Genomic DNA, 19,852 nt, shown 5'->3' on the forward strand with positions numbered 1-19,852 from the left:
GGCGCGTTGTCGACAGCAGTGTCTTCCTGAGTGACCTTGGACGCGTCTTCTGTCTGTGATTGCGTTCTTTCATCTTCCAACGTAGATTGATCAGTACCACTCTGGTTGCTGCCGGCCATACTTTTGCTGTGTGTCGGAGGTGTTAAAAAGATTAACCTATATCGATGTATATCTCTACGCGTTGTTTGAGCTACCCCCCGAATTCGACATTCTGAATTTTATTGGGTGAGTACCGGTTACGAAGTATATTGTAGCGACCCACACCCCGTGTTCGAAGTGTAAAATTAGGCAGTTCGACTGAATTTGGATACTACTATGTTGTTGTCATTCAATTAATTTGTCAGCCACACCCCCCGTCATCGATGTGTAAACCGAACATCTCCTGCAGCCCTCGACTGGTACTCTCCTGCATATACGGCACCCCCCATCATCGATGTGTAAAAATCGATTCCTGCGTACCGATATACAACAAAGAAAAGGGGTCACTCCGGTCGAACAACGTCATCACACGAGTAGCACTCCGCGAACACGCCGGTTGTACCATCTGCTTCTTCAAACTCAATCAGCAATTGATGCGGCGCAAGCTCGTCACCACAGTCAGGACACCGACCAAGTATCGTTGAATCAGTTGTCATGGGGGAGTTGTGGAGACGTGTGTGACACAGATTGTCTCCAGTAGTAACCACGTGGTGTCACAGCAAAGATGTTTGGCCAAGTACCACGTGGTGTCCACCCAAGGCCGTTTACTGAATCACGAGATACTACGTCTCAACAAGTCATCTCAGGTCGTATCCCCACTCACGAAGGACTTCTGCGATTAGCTCGGGGTTCCGCTGGGCAACAACCATCGCAGCCTCTCGGTAGTCTGATTTGTAGACCTTCTCATCCAGTAACTCTTCAAGTGTATCCTGAAGCTCGGCCTCGCCATCAATTACCTCTTCACGAAGAAAGTACGGAACCTGCTCGCGACCCTCATTTACCTTATCACGGCGGAGCTTGTACGGGAGTGAATCCATCGTCGGCCGCTGAGATTCGGATTTGTGGTCTAACTCATCTTTTGACTCCGTCTCGGTCTCTTCGGTGTCGATGGACAGGGGTTCAGTAGTGGTGTCGTCTACTGTTTCGTTGATTCCTTGTTCTTCAGGTTGCTCAACATCACCTTCAGAATCGTCGAGACCAGCATCTCGTGAGCCAGATTTGAGTCCCATCACGCAGTCACCTCGGGAGCTTCAAGCTCGGCTTGTTTCTCGAGATATCGGGCGAGTTCATCGAATTGGTCGAGTGTCTTGAGTTCGTAGTCACGCTTTCGGTCGCGATGTTCCTCCACGTATCTGTATGGGCTACACTGCTGTTTCCAGCACCCTTCCATCAGAGAGCCACGTTCCCCGATCACGACCGGGACAGGGAAGCCACTTTCACGAAGTTCTTCGAGAATCTCCCGCTGGTCACGTGTGTCTTTGTACCCGATAGGGAGGACTGACAGAACACCCACATCGACGTCGATGCTCTGTTCCAACCCGTCGACGAGGTCATCGAGTCCCTCAATTGACTCTTGGCCTTTTGCAGTCGCCTCAAACGGTATCACGACGTTTCTGACAGCAACTAGAGCGTTGTAGAGGATGGGACCTGCCTTACCAGCAGAGTCGACGATGATTACATCGTATTCATCTCGGACGTTCGCTTCACGGAGGACACGATGCAGCTGGTGGTACATACTGTAGGACTCACCGAAGTTCTCGGCCTGCTGTTTCTCGTTGAGGAGGAACTCATGGAGGTCCTCGAGCATGTTGTGCGAGGGAATTAGGTCGATCCCACTCTCGACTTCGATGGTGAGGTCGTGGAAACCGCCTTTCGGACGGCCGACAAGATGTCGGACGAGGTTGTCGACTTCTGGGTCACCGCGTTCGTAGTCAGGACCGAAGAAGTACGTGAGGCTCCCGTTTTGTGTATCCATATCGATTACGAGGACCTCGTGTCCTGCGCGTGCGTGACTCGCTGCGAGCGTCGCGGCAGTCGTCGTTTTGCCGACGCCGCCAGCCTCCGAGACGGGGGCATAAGTGAGCATTACGAGAGTATTCAGTAGACATGAATATAAATATAGGTCAGACATTGTAGCGACATCATCCAGCTATATTGTATAGCTATAGTGTATAGCTATACCCGTTGGTTTTGCTGACCATTGATGATCCGAACCATACTCTGTGGACTAAATCGAGAATTTTGGCCTTAAGAATACCTGAAAGTAGAGATTAGCTGGTCACCTATACACCTATAGTGCCTGACTATACTCCCCGTACTTCTTGACTGGGGGTTGACGAGTGGGTAGGCCAGACTCCACTTTTGATATAGCTATAGCTCAGGACTATACTATCTGGCTATACTGATCTCACAATCAATGCCACCCTGAATGGCGATCATAGACAAGAGCAGTTGCAGACTATAGTTGTATTTCCCACCTATACTCTTCAGTAATAGTCGCTCACTATCCTACAACACTGAGCAGTTCCATGCTCAAATGAGGATCTGGAGAAGATTATCAAGTGTGTGGTCGTGCGAGACCGGCGTCAAGAATAGGCGTACTTTCCAGCAGTACACGTCAATCGGCCAGATTAGAGGCATCAACGGAATAGCTCAGCAGTAGCATTCGAACTACAACTATACTTCATAACTATAGTCTATATCTATATTTTAAAGTTATAGTAATAACTCACCTCACTGAGGAGACCTAACCAGAACCAACTCAGTTGTCGTTGACTGGGCCTTTATATTTTGATTTGATTTTGTCACCCACTCGCCACTGCCAGTAGTAGTAGCGATTGTCGTTGATCTCCTTGATCGTAATCGTCGCCTTCGTGGGGACATCATCTGGAAGATCGTCGGGCCGCTCTTTGAGTTCCCCTTCCGGTGTATCTTCCTCGAGACGAGCCGCGCGCTCCTTGTGTTCGGCCAACTCTTCGGCATAGCGGGCAACGTCTCGAAGACGGTTCGGTGATGATTCATTGAGAGTATTGACGACTTCGCTGGGGAGATTCGTCGGCGGCGTCGGTGGTTCGTCGGACATCGGCTGTTGACTCGTGTTAACCAACAACCGACGCTAATCAAAAATTTTGTTGGTTAAATTGATGACGCCGACTTCCTGCTTCGAGCTGGTACAGAGTGAACCTCCTCGGGTTCAAGTCCCCAGGGACTCGCCTTGTTTCCTCTGTAGAACAAGAATGGGGTGGTGCCGCAGCGAGTGACTGGCTCTCGGTGGGTGGCAAGTGAGTTTTGAGCTTTGGCCCTTCGCCGGAAGTCTTATCACGAATTATCCATAATTCGTAATTGAGATGGCGCAATCACCTCCCCGGTCAGGCCGCCCACCAATTCAGCAGCTTCAGACGGTGGCCGACCTCCTCGACACACCTATACTTGCTCGGCTGTATGCCCATATCTTACAACACGGACCGGTCACCGTGTCCGAGTTGGTCGACGAACTCGATATCCCACAGGGAACTGCCTACGACTATATGCAGAACCTCGAAACAGCTGGGTTAGTAGAGAAAGTCCGTGAGCAGCGCCCGTACGAATACGATGCCGAGTCGATCGCACTTACGCTCTCGACAGACGGTGAAACCCAAACAATCACACCAGCATTTATCGCCGCTGTTGCCCGCCGCGACCAAGACGAGGACATCGACATCTACATCGAGCGGCATGGTTTCGACGGGCTTGCTGTCGCCCTCGAGTACGCTTCCGAGTACGTCGACGGGACGGTCAACCATCGGATTGCGGCCCGGGAACTTGACCTTTCACCGCTTGAAGCCGAGATCATTCTCCAGGCGCTGGAACCAGTTGCCACTGAGTACGCCGGTTCCGGTGCATGAAGACGGTGTATATCGCTGATACCGGTGTCTTCGTTCGGTGTGGTGGGCCAGACAAGGACAAGTTTCAACGGCTCCGTCGAGCACTCCAACAGGCTGGTGTCTCATTGCGTGTCCCCCAACGCGTCTACGAAGAACTCGGTGGCGATCCGGCAGCGGACGCGTATCCCTCGGGAAATATTCCCTATCCCGATGGATTCGAGGAGGGCTGGATCGTGGTTGCCGACGAACTTGACTACACCAACCCGCTTGTCTCGACGGTGATGGACGAAGCCCGCCGGTTTATCGCTAACGAGACTGGCCGTGACGAAGATATCACCGAGAAAGCGGACACGGCACTCGTGGGGCTTGCTGCTCAGGTACTCGATACAGAGCAGGCGGATCACGTCGTTCTCTTGACGACCGACAAACCGGCGGGTCGGGCGGCCGAAACACTCCTTCCTCAACATGGCTTCAGTGACCGTATCGAATTCCGATATGTCAGCGTTGAGTATCTCGAGACGATCACGGCCAATGAATTTCGATAACACAGCGACGAGGTGAGGACCGATGAACGACGATCATCCTCCCGTTCCAAAACAACTCTCGCCGAAGCTTTGAGCGTTACCCCTAGAACAGGGGATAACGTCGCGGTGGCGATGGCAGGAATTATTGACACAACCTGCTCGTGAGGTGGGGGTTCGCCGCACGGGGCGCTGGCAGCCGTACTGATGATGAATAGACGTGAACCGTGTCCGACGACGTTAACCTATAATCCACGTTTGAGGATTTCGACGCGTGCGTCTTCCCGGAGTACGCCTGGTAGACAGGTAGGAATCAAGGACTCAAGCAGAATACGATCCAAATCTATCTGCCTTCGAGATTTCTTTTGTGAACCTTACATCTGATTTGGCATGCTACCACACTTCATATCGGCCAGTAAGTATATAATATTCCACCAATCTGATTGACATGTACGCACCGCAAGACAATCGGTGTGGAACGATACCGAACCCATGATCTCCCGCTCAGTCACCGTCGAAGACATCGATGAGTTGTTCCTCAGGTGGAACGACCATCTCAACGCATCGGCCCTCTATCGGCAAGCCCTCCGCGACGAGATGCAACTTCGCGACGTTGAGCCGCACAAACTCCGCGCACAACTCTCCGAAGCGCGTGAGTTGGGCTACTCGCTCGATGAGATTGCAACCATGACGAGTCGCTACGCCGACCTCCAAGCGCTCGTGTACGACCACACCGAGTGACCTCATGTCTGACTCACACTCCCCTACTGACGCTCGCTCCACCGACCAGCGACGGCCCTCCCAATCCATCCTCCGACACGTCGCGATCGGGAGCGTCCTGTTCACGATCGCTGCTGTCCAGCCAGTTGCCGCACAAGACAGCGTGGTCTGCAGCGCTGAGAAATTGCCGGGGATGGTCGAGGGCTTCTTCCAGATCACGACGACGCTCGGCTTCATTGGGTTAGCAGTCATCTGGCAGGCCGACTCCCTCGCTGAGATCTTCACCGCCAGCCCCGAACAGAAAAAGCGACTCAAAGTCCACAAGCGCGCGGCACTCAAATCCGCCCTCATCTTGGCGGTGCTTGGCCCGCTTTACACCGTCGTGGCGTCGATTATGGGCCTCCCACTCGGCGACTGCGTGAACCTCGCCCCCTGGTAAGCGCCCCACCAATCCACCTTTACCCTCCCATGGAGCATCGAGTGCCCTCCGTACTGGTAGCCGCGTTGCTCGTGTCGAGTTCCATTATCGGCCTCGCCACGGCACAGCCCCCGAGACCAGGGACTGAGACAAACGGCCTCACGGAAAGCGAGGCGGCGACGCTCTGGTCTCGTGATAGCGACCGCTACGTCAGTCAACAGGCCTACCAGCAGCAGTACGGCGACGACCGAACGGCACTCCACCAACTCGCCAACGGGACTGACATCACGTTCACGCGCCCGCCGGCAACAGCCGCGACGTGGACGCGCAACGACTTCGCGGATCTCGACGCCGGCGGGCCCGACACGTCGACGTATCCGCCCCACGCATCACTCGAAGATGGGACGTTCATCGATGATGCGCACGCGACGATCTTCGCGGTCACGCCATCGACGCGCGGCCATCTCGATGCAGGTGAGACACCGCTCTATATCGCTCCCAACGGGACGGTTCGTGGACTCGTCGATTACCGCGTTCGCGTTCCAACCAGGAACGAAACGGGCAACCGGACTACCGACTGGGCACTCGTCTCCCATGAGATTGAGGACATCCGTCTGAAAATCGACGGCATTCCAGTCGCAACTGCGAGCGGCACTCACACGCCAGAATTACAGTATCACACCACTCACTCGTGGGGTGCGAACCTCACGCTCGAAGCGACCATCTCTGTTCGCCTCAAGAAGACAGTCGAGACAACGGTTGGTGGCGAATCTAAGACGACAGTCAACTACCGGACGGAGACACGAACCGTCTCGGATACACTCGATACCGAGATTTACGACCTCGCGGCGTACCCCTACTACGCGCAGTACCCGAACGGGGATACTGGCGTCGCGATTTTCCAGTCCCGGCCGTGGCAGGGCTATACGCTCACCGACGATGAGAACTCTCGGGTCCGTGGTGTGTGGCGGTTCTACACCGCTCGCAACACGAACTGGGACACCCTCGTCACATCGACCGGGTCAACGACAACCACGGCACAGTCGGATGCGATTCCCGTCCGAGTTCACGCGTATCCCTCACAGATTGGCCCGCGAGCAGAGCCGGTTCGCGATGGGCCGGATATCATCGACACGTGGGGGGCTGACCGGGCGTCACCCCGTGAGACGATCGGCGAGAACGTGACTATCGAGGTCGTCAACGAGTCGTACACCCCGACCTACGGGTTGGCCGTCCGCGCAGAGACTGTCGACCGGGAGGCGCTTCGGGTAGGCGGGATCGTTCGCGGGGTGAATGCCACGGTTGTCGACCCCCAAGTCGGGTCGGCGCGACAGCTTCGAGAGAGTAACCTCTCTGTTGAGCTCGTTTCGCAGACGACGTCGAACGCGACGCTCCGAGTCGAGTTGCGCGATAATCAGACGGGTGCGCCGATCGCGTCGAATGGGAGTGACCGACAGTACCCGATTGGCGGGTCGTCACACAGCGGCTACATCACCGTTGGTGACCAGCGCGTTGAGACCAACGGGAGTGGCGTCGCGATCGTCACGCTGGACGAGCCGGGGATCTACACCGCTCGCTACCACCCCGGCACGTGGCTTGGCCACGACCCAGCATATGTGGGTGATACGGCCTCCGTTCGCTGGCACCCACTCGGGACTCTCGAGGGTTGGGTTGCATTCGTGTTCGAAGTCGGCTGGCAGGCAATCCCGTTCGTCGTGACGTTCTACGCCGGTCGCCGACTCCTCCGTATGTTTGGACCGACAGATAGCTACTACCGAAACCAATGATACCGACCGATTCACCGATTGATAGACGTACCGTCCTTCGAACACTCGGCGGGGCCGCCCTCGCCAGCGTTGCCGGCTGCCTTGATGGTAATCGTCGCTCGGGTACAACGACGCCCGACCAGACATCGGCGACGACCGAACGTGCTGGTCCCCTCTCACGCATCGCTGTTGAGGGGCAAGCCGTCGTCGTTGAGGTTGATACTGACGCATCCGTCGAACAGATAAACCTCATCCAACCGAATGGAGAGCTCTTCGGGAAGCGTGGGCTCGCCGCCGGAGCACGACAGGTTTCGTTCGAAATCGGAACTGCCTACGAGCCCGGAGAGTACCGTGTCGTCGCGTTGGATGGTGAGGAGACCGTTGCTGAGGGTTCACTTTCGATTCAACCGGACCTCAGCATCGTCGAGATGGGGATTGGGAGAAATCAGCCAGAGAAGATGTGGAACTCTTCGGGTGACGAAGTTACTGATGAGGCGTTTGTGACTGTTGAGAACCGTGGAACGGGGCCAAACGCAGTCACGAAATTACTCTTCATCGGAGACGTTCCGTATCCCTCCGATGAAGAGGGGACGAACTACGCCAACCATGACGATGTTAGTGGGATCTATGACCCCGAGTCTGACTCTGAAGTAGCTGAAGTTGTTATTCCAGCCGGGAAGCAACTCACGATTTACAGCTTCCGGTCTCCGTTTGCTTTTGTTCCCGGTTCAGATATCTCGTGTCAAGACGGGGAGCAGAGTGGTGAGTTCAACCTCATCCTCAAAACACGTGTAGCTGCTTCTGAGGTGTCTAAGACCTACAACGTTCAGTATACAGACTCGACTAGTACTGAGGGTTGCAGTATCTCCATCGGAGAGCACGATGGTTGATCTAATTGACGTTGTACTTGAGGGATTCAAAGAGGCGCTTAGCTGGTTGACTGGCCTGTTCATGCGGGGTCTGAGAACTGGATATCAGTCTCTCACGGAGGGTATGTTTGGAACTCCGACTCCACGTACTGATGGGCCGATTGTGTTTGGAACAGCGTCTAATGGGCCGTGGCCTGCGATACAAGACGCTTTAGTTGGCGGTGAGATTATGCTGATCTCGCTGTTGTTGTTGGTAATGTGTGTTCAGGGGCGTCATGCGCTCCGAATTTTCAATATCGGGAGTGCGTACGAGGCAAGACGCACTAAGAAAACTGCGTGGGTTGGTGCGCTCCTCATCGTATCTTGGTACTGGGTTAGTATTCTGTCCCTCTACCTCGTTGATGGTTTCACGATCGCCTTGATGCCGAGTCTGAGTTCACTTGGAGACACGATGTTCGAACTTCTAGAGGTGTCGCTAACTAACCCCGTTCTCGCCTTTTTATTCGGCGTTGCTGGCGGACTGTCAATGTGGTCTCTTGAGGCGTTCTATTACATCCGTGAAGTTCTCATCTATGTCTACGTGTATGGGATGCCGATTGCGTTCGCCCTCGGTTACGGTAACCTCCCGGTCATCTCTGATATCGCAGTTGGGTTCAGCAAACGGTTTGTCCCTCTTGCAGTTCTCCCTCTCCCTGCAGCAGTCGTATTCAAAGGGTACGACCTACTGTTCTCACAGAATGCTCTTGCTCCAAGTAGTCCATTCTTGAGGTATCTTGTAGCAACGTCACTTCCACTAATCGCGCTCTATCTCACCTGGAAGACGTTCACGTACGCGACGCCCCTCACCGCGAAGGTGATTGGTGGTGCAACGCGAGGCGCAGCCCTCGTCGGCGGCGTCGCAGCCGGCGCGTATGTCGGCGGTGCTGGCGTCGCGACGACGGCCGCCCGCTGGGGGCCGAAAGCCGCCGCCGGCCAAGCCCTCGCCCAGCGAGCAGCCGCACAGCGTAACTCGACTGATGACAGCGACGGACTGCCGTCGTACCGGCGGACCGAAAACGAACCCCGAACCCGCTAACCATGTCGACAGATCAAGACACAGCCGCTCGGCGCATCATGGACCAGTTCGGCGAAGCGAGTCGCATCCCCTACCTCAACATCGAAGAGGGTGACGTCGGCATCCTTATCGCTCTCCCCATCTGTGGGTTGCTCCTCGCCGGCCTCACGGGCATTGAATCACTCGCCGTCCCGCTTATCGCAAGCGGCCTCGGGATGGGCGCAGCCATCGTCTACGTCACTCCCGACCATCTGAACGCGTGGACGTGGACGAAAGACGTCTATCGCTACGCCAAACGGCCCCGGGTTACGCTGAGCGCGCCGGAGCACCCTGACGGCCAAACGAACGAGACCGTGCGCAACGAGGGCGGGCTCGCGAACTACACGCCGTTTACTCCCGACGAGCGAACCCAAGACCTCACGAATATCGAGCGAGCGTGGCCTGGCGCCGGCGCGATTCAGCGGACTGACGGCGCGATGGAGGCGTTCATCGAAATCGACCCGGGGAACATGGACTTCGCGATGGCCGACGACTGGGCCCAACTCCAGGACGCAGGCACCGAGTTCGCCAACAAAGAACTCGACTCGAAGCTCAAATTCCACGCAACAACCCGGTCATTCCCGGTCGAACAGATCACCGAGACGATCGAGGAGCGACTCACCGACGAAGACGTCACACAGAACCCGATCTTCCGGGAACTCCTCGAGGAGTATCGGGAGACGCGGCCCAAAGAAATGCGTGACCGCGGTATTCAGCAAGTTCGGTACTACATCGGCGTGGAAGTCTCGCCACTCGAAGTCTACGACCGATACCGTGACGAGGGAACGCCGGCTGAAAAGCTGACGCAGTTCCCCGTGATTGGCATCCTGTTCAACCCGTTCGTCACACGACGAGAGGACCTCTCTGACGTCGAACGCCGCGCCCAGATGTTCGAGAAGCTGGACGACCGGATCGCAGACGTCCGTTCCGAGTTCATCCAGCAGGCCTCCGGCTGGTCTGCCCACCGACTCAGCACGGTCGAATTGTTCGTCCTGAACATGGACTTCTGGAACGGCGAGGAACACGATTTCGAGACCGAAGCCGACGTAATTCGTGAACAGCCGATTCTCGGTCGCTCACGCCGGAAGGAGGCGTTCGATGCGTAACCTCCCGTTGCAGGCGAGTCGTGATATTCTCACGCAGCTCAGCCGGTGGGCTCAACAGCCGACATCCCCCGAAGGTGCAGCATTCTATCTGGGGACTATCGTGGTGCTCGGCGTCGGCGGGACAGCCCTCTGGCAACGATATCGTACCGACGACGAGCCGGAAGTCGACTTTTCGGATGTCCTCGACGAGGAAACCCTCGAAGCGGGTGACGCGGAAGGTCAACTCCTCGACGACATCTCGGAGTCACACAAGACGGCGACAGCACCGGCGGCAATCGAATGGGAGACACGAGCTGCCCGTGTCGGTGAGCAATGGACGACGACGCTGTACATCGCTGATTACGCCGACTACCCGAATGACGGCTACTTGAGTGACCTCTTCGAGTTGACCGACGTCGAGTTTGACCTGACGGCGCACATCACGCCGAAGAACCAACAGCGCGCGCGAAACGAACTGCAGGATATTGCGGACGACCTGCAGGTCGACGCCGATTTAGAACAGAGCGTCCGGAGTGAGTACCTCCAAGAGCGGGCGAACGAGGCAGCGGCGACGTACAAGGCCGTCGAGAGCGGTGCGAGTGTGTTCGACCAAGGCCTGTTCGTCACTGTCCGCGCCGACGACACGGACGACCTCCGAGATGCTGTCAGAGCAGTCAAAAGCGCGCTCCGTGACGAACCGGCGAATCTCACGCCGAAGACGGCTATTTGCCGGCAGGACCTCGCGCTCCAGTCCGCCGCGCCAATTGGCGACAACGTCTTTGGTAGGGAGTCGATTGCCCTCGGGGGTGCTGTTGGGTCGCTTCTGGCGTCGCCACATAACGCGACGATTCTCGAAGAAGGAGGCGTCGAGTTCGGGATCCACAAGGACAACCAGAGTCCGGTCGTCATCGACCCGTTTGCCCGCGATAACGGCTATGCGATGTTCACTGTCGGCGACACAGGCTCCGGAAAATCGTTCGGTGCGAAGGAGAACTTCATTCGGTCGATCGAACAGAGCAAGGACCGCATCGGGATCATTCTCGAACCGCTCAACAACTGGGCGGGCGTCTCCGAAGCACTCGATACCAAGCGCATTACCGTTGGTGGGACACTCGGGTTGAACCCGCTCGAAATCCGCCAGACGCCCGAACACGTCCAACGGGCGATGGGTGAAGACGCGAGCCCGTTCAACGAGAAACTCGACGACGCGATGAGCTTCCTGACGAATTTCTTCGCTCTCCGTGGCATCTCACTCGGCGACCGGCGAACGACACTCGAACTCGGTCTCAGACACGCCTACGAGCGTCATGGCATTACCGATGATATCACGACCCACGGTAACCCTAGCCCGACGATTCGAGAGATGCTGGATGTCTTCGAAGAGATGGTCGGCGACCCCGAGTCGTTCGTGGTTCGGTCGGATGCGGAAGCCGAGAAAATCAGCGACGATGCAACGTGGTTGATCGACCAACTGCGGCCCTTCGAAGAAGCAGGCCGCTACGCGAACCTCGGGAAGGAGTCGGAGTTCGACATCCGCGACGAGAAAGTCATCTATCTCGACCTCGCCCAGCAAGAGGGGAGCGTCGACAGCAGTACGGCGCTGACGATGCAGTTGCTCATCTCGCTCGTCTACGAGCGAGCGAAAGAGACGGACAAGGAGGTCGTGTTCGTGATCGACGAAGCGCGGTACATCATGCAGGACGCCGCGAGTCTGGCGTTCCTCGAAACGGTGTTCCGACACCATCGCCACCACGACCTCTCGATTCGCCTCGTTACCCAGACCGTCGACGAGTTCTTCGAGCACGCTGAAAGTGAGGCTATCCTTGACCAGTGTGCCGTCAAGCAGTTCCATCGCTTGGATGGGATGGACGCGGAGTGGGCCGACGAGTTCGGCCTGAATCACGCCCAGATGCGGTATGTACAGGACGCGGTTCCCGGGAACGAAGACGCTGGCTTTTCAGAAGCCTTGGTCGGCGTCGACGGTGAGTGGCGTGGTATCAGAGTCGAAGCGATGCCCAAGGAAACGGAGGTCATCGACTTCGACCCGACCGAGCAGCGCCGGGCGTCGCTCCCCGGGGCTGGTGAGACGGCGGTCTCACCCGAGATTGAGACCTTTCGGACGGAGTTAGCGCAGCAAGCAAACGGAGAGTCACAGGACATGCAGACTGATTCAACAGTAACTGACACCGGCCAGCTTGGAGGTACCGACGATGCCTGAGCGTGAGTATCTTCGCGTGACGCCGACCTCGGAGGAACTCACGGCTCGTGGTATCCCGCAGACGCTCGAGAGTCTCCACAAACTGACCCCTGACAGTTCGGGGCTGTGGTCGAAACTCAACCCGTTTACATCCGCGACCCCACCGCGCTTCGAGTTCCTCGCACTCAGTACCGGACAAGACGCGCCGGTTGAGTTCTACTATGGTGCTGACGACTATCTTGGGACACTCGAAGAGCGGCTTCGGTCGATCTATCCGAAGACGTTCGACATCGAGCGTGTCGAGGTGGACGTCGCGTCGAAGTTGATTCACCCGGTTGCATTGTCTCACGAGGAGTTCGTTGAGCGCTACCAGCAGGGTGACCTGCAATATGAGTTCACCGACGACGAGCAGTACTCGACTGCAGATGGCGACGCGGACGTGACGCCTGACGCCGGCGAAAGCACCGTGTACGAGTCTGAGGGCTCACCGACGGACGCTGCCGACGAGATTGGCGGCAGAACGGCGGACGGACTGGTGTCGATTGGAGAGACAGTTGTCGAACTCGAAACGGCTGATTCGCTAGCAGACGAGGTTTCGCCCACGTCGGTCGAGAAGCCGACGGTGGCCGCAGACGGGACGATTCTCGCCCGCCTCGCGGCCGACACCGTCTCACCAAAAGGCGTGCGGTGGTGTGGGTCGGCAGTTCGGAAGCAGGACTGGATGTCGTCGTTGACACCGCTGACTGCGACGCCCGACGAAAGTACGTTGCCGGCGGTCGACGAACCGGGGGCTGTTCTCGCATCGCTGATCGACCATCTGAACGATGCACGCGAACCGCTCGCGTTCCAAGTCGTGTTTCAGCGCCGGGAGAGTTGGCAAGCAGATGCAGAACTCCGCAAAGAGGACTTGAATGATGGGCGGGATACGCTCTCGCAGAAGATCCTTGGCGACCTGCTCGACCCCGAACTGGAGTACGAACGTCGCACCCGTGACGAGTTGAGTGACATCGTCGTCAAGCGACTTGATGCGATTGATGCGGTCAATCCCAAGCGCTCGTACACGACGAATATCCGGGCGATTGGCGTACCAACGAGTGAGGCTGGTCGCGATGCCCTTGATGGCCGCCTGTCATCACTCGCGCCGGTCTTTGACCCACTCGACGGCCCGTTCTACGAGATCGAAGCGACGCGACTTCGAGATCGTGGCTTCCGACAATCGAAGAAAGAACAAAACGCGCGAGCAGCGCTCCAGCGACTCCTCTCGCGAGAGGTAACGACTGGACGTGGTAAGACCCGGCCGGAGTTGGTTCTCTGTGGGGCTGAGCTTGCGAACTTTATCTTAGTACCATCGTCGGACCAACTGACGGTTGAAGGGACGAGAGGGACGCGTGCTGAACAGCAGAGTCGTGATCCGCTTCCGTGGCCCAATCCAGACTTAGTCCAGCAGTTCCGGGAGGGGATGGCCATCGGGTATGCACTCGATGAAAACGGCTCGCCGCAACAGCGTCCGATTCGGATTCCGCCGAAGCTCCTGACGACACACTACGGTCGGTTCGCCTCAACTGGAAGTGGGAAGTCGAAAGCAATCATCAACGATGCGCTGTCCCTCCGTGAGACGACTGGTGGCCCCGTCGTCATCGTTGACCCGAAGGGCGACGGGATGTGCGCCAACTATCTTCGGAGTCATTACGAGCGCTTCAACGGGCTCGACGATGTCTACCAGTTCCGCGTCCCCGAGACGATTCCCGCGTTTTCCTTTTTCGATATTCGGCCGGCACTCGACGCTGGACGGAATCGGGCGGACGCGATTCAGGACAAGGTCGACCACTTCCACGATATCATGCGGATGATCATGGGCCGCGAGCAGTACGGGCAGGCGTTCGTCGCAAACGAGATTCTCAGCTACCTCATCAAGGCGCTGTTCGACGAGGAGTACGGCAGCGACGTCTTCGGGTTGGATGATCTCTTTGCGGCCGCGCTCGAGATGCAGCGGGAGCGAACTGTGCCGCCGGTTTCGGCGGACAATCGGAGCGTTGAGGAGTCGCTCACGCGGCACTTCGCGAAGGATGACCACCAGTTCCAAGTGTCGATGGACGCTGTCGGGAACCGCCTCGATAAACTCAGAGAAGACGCCCACCTGCGACGGATCTTCAGCCACGTTCCGGAACGGGACGACAACGGCGAATACGTCGACAACCGATTCGACTTCCGTGAGTTCCTCGACGAAGACGTCACGATCCTGGTCGACTTAGGCGACCTTCGCCCGGAGGCACAGCGAGCGATCACACTCCTCCTGTTGAGTAATCTCTGGGATGCAGTACAGGTGCGTCGACGTGACGGGAATACGGACTACGAGAACCTCACCAATCTCATCATCGAAGAGGCCGCTCCTGTTGCAGCAACGAAACTCGTCTCCGAGCAGTTGCTTCCACAGGGACGGTCGTTCGGTCTGAGTATGGGACTGGTAATGCAGTTCCCCGGGCAGGTTCGAAACCGTAACGAACGCGCCTACGACGAGGTTCTCAACAACATCAAGACGAAGCTCATTGGGAACATCTCGATTGAGCATGACCTCGCTGAATCGCTGGCCCACGAAGATCTGAGCCCGACTGACCTCCGAAATCGGATTAATACGCTCCCCAGCGGAGAGTGGATCGCCCAACTCCCGAGTCCGTCATTCGGGGAGACAGGCCCGGCCCCGTTTTCGGTGAAGCCGCTCCCGATAGCGGCCGGTCATCCAGAGAGCGACGAGTCGTTGTCTGTCGAACAGGCGGACCACTTCGAGACTGTGGCCCTGCCACGGCTTTCGGAGCGAACACAGGCCCGGTATGGGCTTGCAGAGACTACCAGCGAACCGGAGACAGCCGAAGACAAGGGCTGGGGGAGTAGACCAAACAATAAACAGCCGGCACCAGCTGATTCGGCTAACTCGGTGGACTCGCCGCAGTCGTCGTTCATCGGACAAGCAACCAGTGGTTCAGCAAGCGACGAAGAGAAGAAAGAGAACGGCGCTGACACCACCACCTCCCTGTTTGCGAATGCCGGAATGGCTGAGTCGGACAAACCAGCCGATGAAGAAGAGATGGCTGCTGTCGACGAAAATGGGTCGTCACCAGTCCAGTCTGGTGGTGTACCCGTCCCGGATGACGAGCTCCAGCGCCGTGGGCTTACTCATGATGATGTTCGGTTCTTGGCTCACGTCTTGGACGTGATGAACAGAGATGCACCAAATCACACGCTCCTGAATCATATGAGTGCGTTCAAGAGCGATTTTGGGAATCTGGACGTACAACGACTTGCCGAGCAAAACCTGCTGGAAGAAGGGCGAGCCTGTAGTCGGAAATACTATACTGTCCTCCCGGCAGGGCGTGAACTCCTCGGTCAGAAGCTTAAGGTCGGTCCTGGTCAGGGGGACATCGGTGAGAAGACACCGCACAAGGTCGGTGTGAAGCTGCTCGAACGGTGGTTAGACTCCCGCGACGACGTCGCACAGGTCAAGCCGTACTACGAATACGATGAGGAGACGGTGTTCGACGTCGCCGGCTTCGACGCTGACGGGGAACTCGTGTGGGTTGGTGAAGCCGAACTCCAGAGTAACAACAAACACGCTCCGGTTGACGACTATGACAAGCAGAGTGCGGTGGATGCGAACGCTGTCTGGGCGTTCAATAGGCGCGAGACAGCCGTCGAGGTGTTGGACTGTCTTGCAGAAGCCGACCGGATAGAGCATAGCGTAGGTGGGCGCGCCGCGCGTCGGTTCTCGGATATTCGAGAAGCCGTTGAATCGCTAAATGCAGAAGGGATGACGACGATTCGGAGCTTCAACAAACTCGATCAGGAGTTGAATCCATGAGTTGGCGTCACGCAACCCGCGAAGAGATCTATAGGTACTACACGGAGGAGTTCCCCTCGTACGTCGACGAACTCCCGTCGTTTATCACCGCGAAGGGGCCGAAACAGTACGCACTCGCGTTTCAGGAGTCCCACCCGGTACGGAAAGACGGAGTCCCAGACAAGGACTTCATCCGTCGAGATACGTGGCAGACGAACACCTCAGGTGACCGGACCACGGCAGCCTTCCACGACTTCGACGACGTCCTTGAGTTCATCTGCCATCCAGCACGGAACGATCCACTTGGGCGGAGCGACTTCGCACTCGTCGATCCTGATCTACTCGACAAACCAGACCCGCGTCCTAATGCGGTCTACTACGCCCTCGACCACTGGGAACGACCGTGGGTGCTCCTCATCGATATCGACGCGAAAACGATCGCTCGGGAGCGAGCAACACGGGTAGTGTCGGATGAGGATGGTTCGGGAGACAGCGAGGAATTACTCGATGCCGCGGGTATTCTCGACGCAGACCCGGCAGGCTACCCGTATGCCTTCGAGGATATCGATCAGGCCATCGAGTACGGTTTCGAGGTACGAGACATCTTCGAGGACGACTTCAACGCTGAGGAGACGATGGTAGTGTACAGCGGTCAGGGCGTTCATGTCTACCTTCTCGATACCGACCTTCCCCATCGATATGACGCCAAGAGTCGAGAAGTACTGAACGACCTTCTGCAAGACACCTACGAGATTCCCATCGACCCAGTAGTTACCGCCGATCGTCGCCGGGTCGCCCGGCTCCCGTACTCGTTGCATACTGACGTCTGTCGTATCGTCACGCCCATCGAGAGCCCGAACTTCGACGTTCGGTCTGCGAGACCGGAGGTGCTCAGAGAATGACTCAGTCAACACCTGTTGAGGACGAGCGGGCCGCCTATCGCGTTGCGACGCTTCCGCCCGAATATGGGACGACGCGAATCAACCAACTGTTCACCCGGGGCTACAATCGCTACATCGTCGACGGCGAAGAGCAACCAGGAGATCTACTGACTGACCTCGAACGGTTTGGGACGGCGGCATTCAAAGAAGATGTCAGAGCCAACGCCGCAGAGAAACCCTTCGTCGATGAACCTGGAATACTCGCTGTCCTCGCGACGTTGAGTGCTATCTGCGTTAAGGCGCACCCGAAGTTCGAGCACGCGCCGCCACGGAAGATACAGGTCCTCTACGATATTCGCGAACTCTACGTCAACAATCTCGCCTCTCTCCTTCGAGAATTCGGTGATGGGAGTCTCCAACAGGATATCGCAGAGGTGCTATACGCAAAAGACCCCGGAGAGGACGGACCACACCCCGGTCGCGTTTGTACGGGGATCAAAGAGATGCCCAAGTTCGGTGACGGGTTGTATCTCGAAATCCCGATGGCCGCAGCATCGAGGAAGTGCCTCGTTCATGCCGAAACTGAGACCGGAGAAGCCGGGGAGTTGCTCACTCGCGTCGAAAACAACTGCCTCTATGTGCCCGTCGGTGATTTCGACACAAAGTATCGCGAGTACGCCAGACGTGCGTTCAAGAAGCTCCTGCGAGTCCAGGAGGTGAATCTCTCTGAAGACCAGCTGACGTGGTTAACAACGAATGAGTCAGCCATCACAGAGCGTATCGACCGCTTCATCGAGACGGGACACCACGAACGAATCTGGCGAGATTGGAACCCCGGTGAACGGACCATCCGTGTGCTCAGAGATGCGATTCGAGACGCTCCAGACGAAGTCGTCTCACTGGGGGAGTTCCACTCGGCGAAGGAGTTGTTTGAAGCAGTGGAGTCCTACGATCCGGAAGCGGGCTGGAAGCGAGACGTGTGTAATCGCATCTCGAGTCCTCGGAGTCTCGGAAACCTTCTCGCATCCCAGCGCAACCACCGGAGCCTGACCATTCGAGAGCACGGAAATACGAACCAGTATCGGATTCAGGGGTCTTCGCGTGGCGTCCAGTCCATCGACGTCGAGACAATCGAAGACCTGTTCGAGCTTCCCTGTATGGCGAATATGGCCGAGCGCCTCCACGAGAAGAAGCCAGTCCGAAAGGACCTGTACAACTTTGCCCGGATGGTGATGTGGCTGCCACAGTATCAGGACAGCGACCTTGAGACGATTGTTGCAGACCTCAAGGGCGTCTTCTCGAGATGGCCTTGGTACGACGAACAGGTCACCGACTACCAGATACGCTACGAGTTCTCGAACACCATTGGAGGCGACACCCCGCTTCCGATGAACTGTGACAACGACGATATGCAGCGGTACTGCATCGGCCAGGAGCAGTGCCCCTACTCGATCTGGGGAAGTCTCCCATTCCCAGACGAGATGTATGACCAACTAAGTGGAGCGGAGGGTAACGGAAACGAGTTCTGACGCAGATAGCCAACCATCAGTTAGATTACTATTCTCAGCGGACAGCGATGTGACGGAGATTGAAAACCCGTCATGCACTTTTCAGGCATTCAGTCGACCAATTCGGGCAAGAATGGGTATCGTGCTGGAAGGATAGTCTCGCAACTCATCAGTTGGGGTCGGTCAGTTCTGCTAGGGCTTGATTCTAATTTGACTCCAATCCTCTCGAATACGGGGCTTTCAACACCTCGTCAAGCACAATCTCGCTGAATCACCATCTTTCGGAACCCGTCGAGGACATTAGTAACGCCTGAAAACTGCCCGACGGGCCTCTTGCTAAATCTAAGGCCGTTTCAACTCTCTCTGCACCTCCAAAATCATCCAAAGGAAGGCTAGGGTACACGAGTGCAAACGCCGCTGGCTCTCTCCGGCCGAAGGGCCATCAAACGACGAGCGTCTCTCGTAAACATATCAGAATCAACTCATTAGATGAGGGTGCGATCCGCGGTGGAGTTTGTCACCCCCGAGAGGGGTGAGGAGGCTGTCGTAGGCACCTACTCAACAACCATGTCTTCCGACTACGAGCAACAGCGATCACGACTTCATAGCGAGCATACTGAACAACCGAGCGACGAACCGTGGACAGATCTCGAACTGACGCTCCCGCACGGCAGAAGTCCGACTGGCATCGTCTCAGTTGTCGAGTGCGCACTCGTCGAACTCACCCACGAAGACGTCGGAGCCGAGTTCGTCTCGACGAGCGTAGCAGGCGTGAAGCGGACACAGTTCATTGCCGTCGACGACGTCGGCGAGCAATTCCAGAAGCGGTATTTCGACGAGCGTCTCGGCTGGCACGAAACCATAGTCAGCCGTGAAGCGGTTCGTGAGGAGTTGGTCAACCGACTCACACAGCGGTCGTCACTGGGCAGTGGTGTGGGTCAGCATGGCGTCGTCGATGATCAAGACAAATTCCAGGTGATGCCAGTTCCGGAGCTGTGAATTCAGGACTGACGCCTTAACCAACAATAGCACAGGAGAATAACGTCTGTTGGTTAAGATTGTGGTAAGCTTGTGAATTCCGCCCCGCACAAAGTCGGGAAACTATTCCTCGAAGCAAGAA

General features: G+C 56.8%; 16 protein-coding genes. 13 read left to right on the top strand and 3 right to left on the bottom strand.

Going from position 1 to position 19,852, the window contains the following annotated elements:
- Nucleotides 1–776: 776 nt before the first annotated feature.
- From C5B91_RS18100 to C5B91_RS18110, 3 genes are all read right to left on the bottom strand, one after another.
- Nucleotides 777–1,208, bottom strand: coding sequence for a hypothetical protein (locus C5B91_RS18100; protein WP_115819436.1), 432 nt, complete (start codon nt 1,206–1,208; stop codon nt 777–779).
- Nucleotides 1,208–2,065: a ParA family protein gene (locus tag C5B91_RS18105; RefSeq protein ID WP_115819437.1), complete on the bottom strand. Its 858-nt coding sequence runs from the start codon at nt 2,063–2,065 to the stop codon at nt 1,208–1,210. Before C5B91_RS18105 ends, C5B91_RS18100 begins: the two co-directional genes overlap by 1 nt.
- A gap of 675 nt (nt 2,066–2,740) precedes the next feature.
- Nucleotides 2,741–3,061, bottom strand: a complete 321-nt coding sequence (locus C5B91_RS18110; protein ID WP_115819438.1) for a hypothetical protein — start codon at nt 3,059–3,061, stop codon at nt 2,741–2,743.
- Between the two features lie 265 nt (nt 3,062–3,326).
- Here C5B91_RS18110 and C5B91_RS18115 point away from each other — a divergent pair, with 265 nt between their 5' ends.
- From C5B91_RS18115 to C5B91_RS18175, 13 genes are all read left to right on the top strand, one after another.
- Nucleotides 3,327–3,863: a helix-turn-helix domain-containing protein gene (locus C5B91_RS18115; RefSeq protein WP_115819439.1), complete on the top strand. Its 537-nt coding sequence runs from the start codon at nt 3,327–3,329 to the stop codon at nt 3,861–3,863.
- Nucleotides 3,860–4,387 carry a hypothetical protein gene (locus tag C5B91_RS22140; RefSeq protein WP_042662858.1) on the top strand — a complete coding sequence of 176 codons (528 nt, stop codon included), beginning with the start codon at nt 3,860–3,862 and terminating at the stop codon, nt 4,385–4,387. Before C5B91_RS18115 ends, C5B91_RS22140 begins: the two co-directional genes overlap by 4 nt.
- Before the next feature lie 468 nt (nt 4,388–4,855).
- Complete coding sequence (locus tag C5B91_RS18125; protein WP_008094372.1) at nt 4,856–5,104, top strand: hypothetical protein; 249 nt, start codon at nt 4,856–4,858, stop codon at nt 5,102–5,104.
- A gap of 4 nt (nt 5,105–5,108) precedes the next feature.
- Nucleotides 5,109–5,522, top strand: coding sequence for a hypothetical protein (locus C5B91_RS18130; RefSeq protein WP_115819440.1), 414 nt, complete (start codon nt 5,109–5,111; stop codon nt 5,520–5,522).
- Between the two features lie 29 nt (nt 5,523–5,551).
- Nucleotides 5,552–7,288 (top strand): hypothetical protein, encoded by a 1,737-nt coding sequence (locus tag C5B91_RS18135; protein ID WP_115819441.1) that lies wholly within the window; start codon nt 5,552–5,554, stop codon nt 7,286–7,288.
- Complete coding sequence (locus tag C5B91_RS18140) at nt 7,285–8,157, top strand: hypothetical protein (RefSeq protein ID WP_115819442.1); 873 nt, start codon at nt 7,285–7,287, stop codon at nt 8,155–8,157. Before C5B91_RS18135 ends, C5B91_RS18140 begins: the two co-directional genes overlap by 4 nt.
- Entirely contained in the window at nt 8,150–9,211 is a 1,062-nt protein-coding gene (locus tag C5B91_RS18145) for a hypothetical protein (RefSeq protein ID WP_115819443.1), read from the top strand. The genes C5B91_RS18140 and C5B91_RS18145 overlap by 8 nt, the downstream gene beginning before the upstream one ends.
- Before the next feature lie 2 nt (nt 9,212–9,213).
- Complete coding sequence (locus tag C5B91_RS18150; protein ID WP_115819444.1) at nt 9,214–10,335, top strand: hypothetical protein; 1,122 nt, start codon at nt 9,214–9,216, stop codon at nt 10,333–10,335.
- Complete coding sequence (locus tag C5B91_RS18155) at nt 10,328–12,532, top strand: VirB4 family type IV secretion system protein (RefSeq protein ID WP_115819445.1); 2,205 nt, start codon at nt 10,328–10,330, stop codon at nt 12,530–12,532. Before C5B91_RS18150 ends, C5B91_RS18155 begins: the two co-directional genes overlap by 8 nt.
- Nucleotides 12,525–16,364, top strand: coding sequence for an ATP-binding protein (locus tag C5B91_RS18160; protein ID WP_115819446.1), 3,840 nt, complete (start codon nt 12,525–12,527; stop codon nt 16,362–16,364). The genes C5B91_RS18155 and C5B91_RS18160 overlap by 8 nt, the downstream gene beginning before the upstream one ends.
- Nucleotides 16,361–17,245 carry a DNA primase gene (locus C5B91_RS18165; protein ID WP_115819447.1) on the top strand — a complete coding sequence of 295 codons (885 nt, stop codon included), beginning with the start codon at nt 16,361–16,363 and terminating at the stop codon, nt 17,243–17,245. The genes C5B91_RS18160 and C5B91_RS18165 overlap by 4 nt, the downstream gene beginning before the upstream one ends.
- The gene (locus C5B91_RS18170) at nt 17,242–18,753 is read left to right on the top strand and encodes a primase-associated protein (RefSeq protein WP_115819448.1); all 1,512 of its coding nucleotides are present in this window, start codon (nt 17,242–17,244) and stop codon (nt 18,751–18,753) included. Before C5B91_RS18165 ends, C5B91_RS18170 begins: the two co-directional genes overlap by 4 nt.
- 546 nt (nt 18,754–19,299) lie before the next feature.
- On the top strand, nt 19,300–19,731 hold the full coding sequence (locus tag C5B91_RS18175; protein WP_115819787.1) for a hypothetical protein: 432 nt from the start codon (nt 19,300–19,302) through the stop codon (nt 19,729–19,731).
- Nucleotides 19,732–19,852 lie beyond the last annotated feature (121 nt).

The sequence above is a fragment of the Haloferax sp. Atlit-10N genome (genome assembly GCF_003586325.1).
GTDB lineage: Archaea > Halobacteriota > Halobacteria > Halobacteriales > Haloferacaceae > Haloferax > Haloferax prahovense.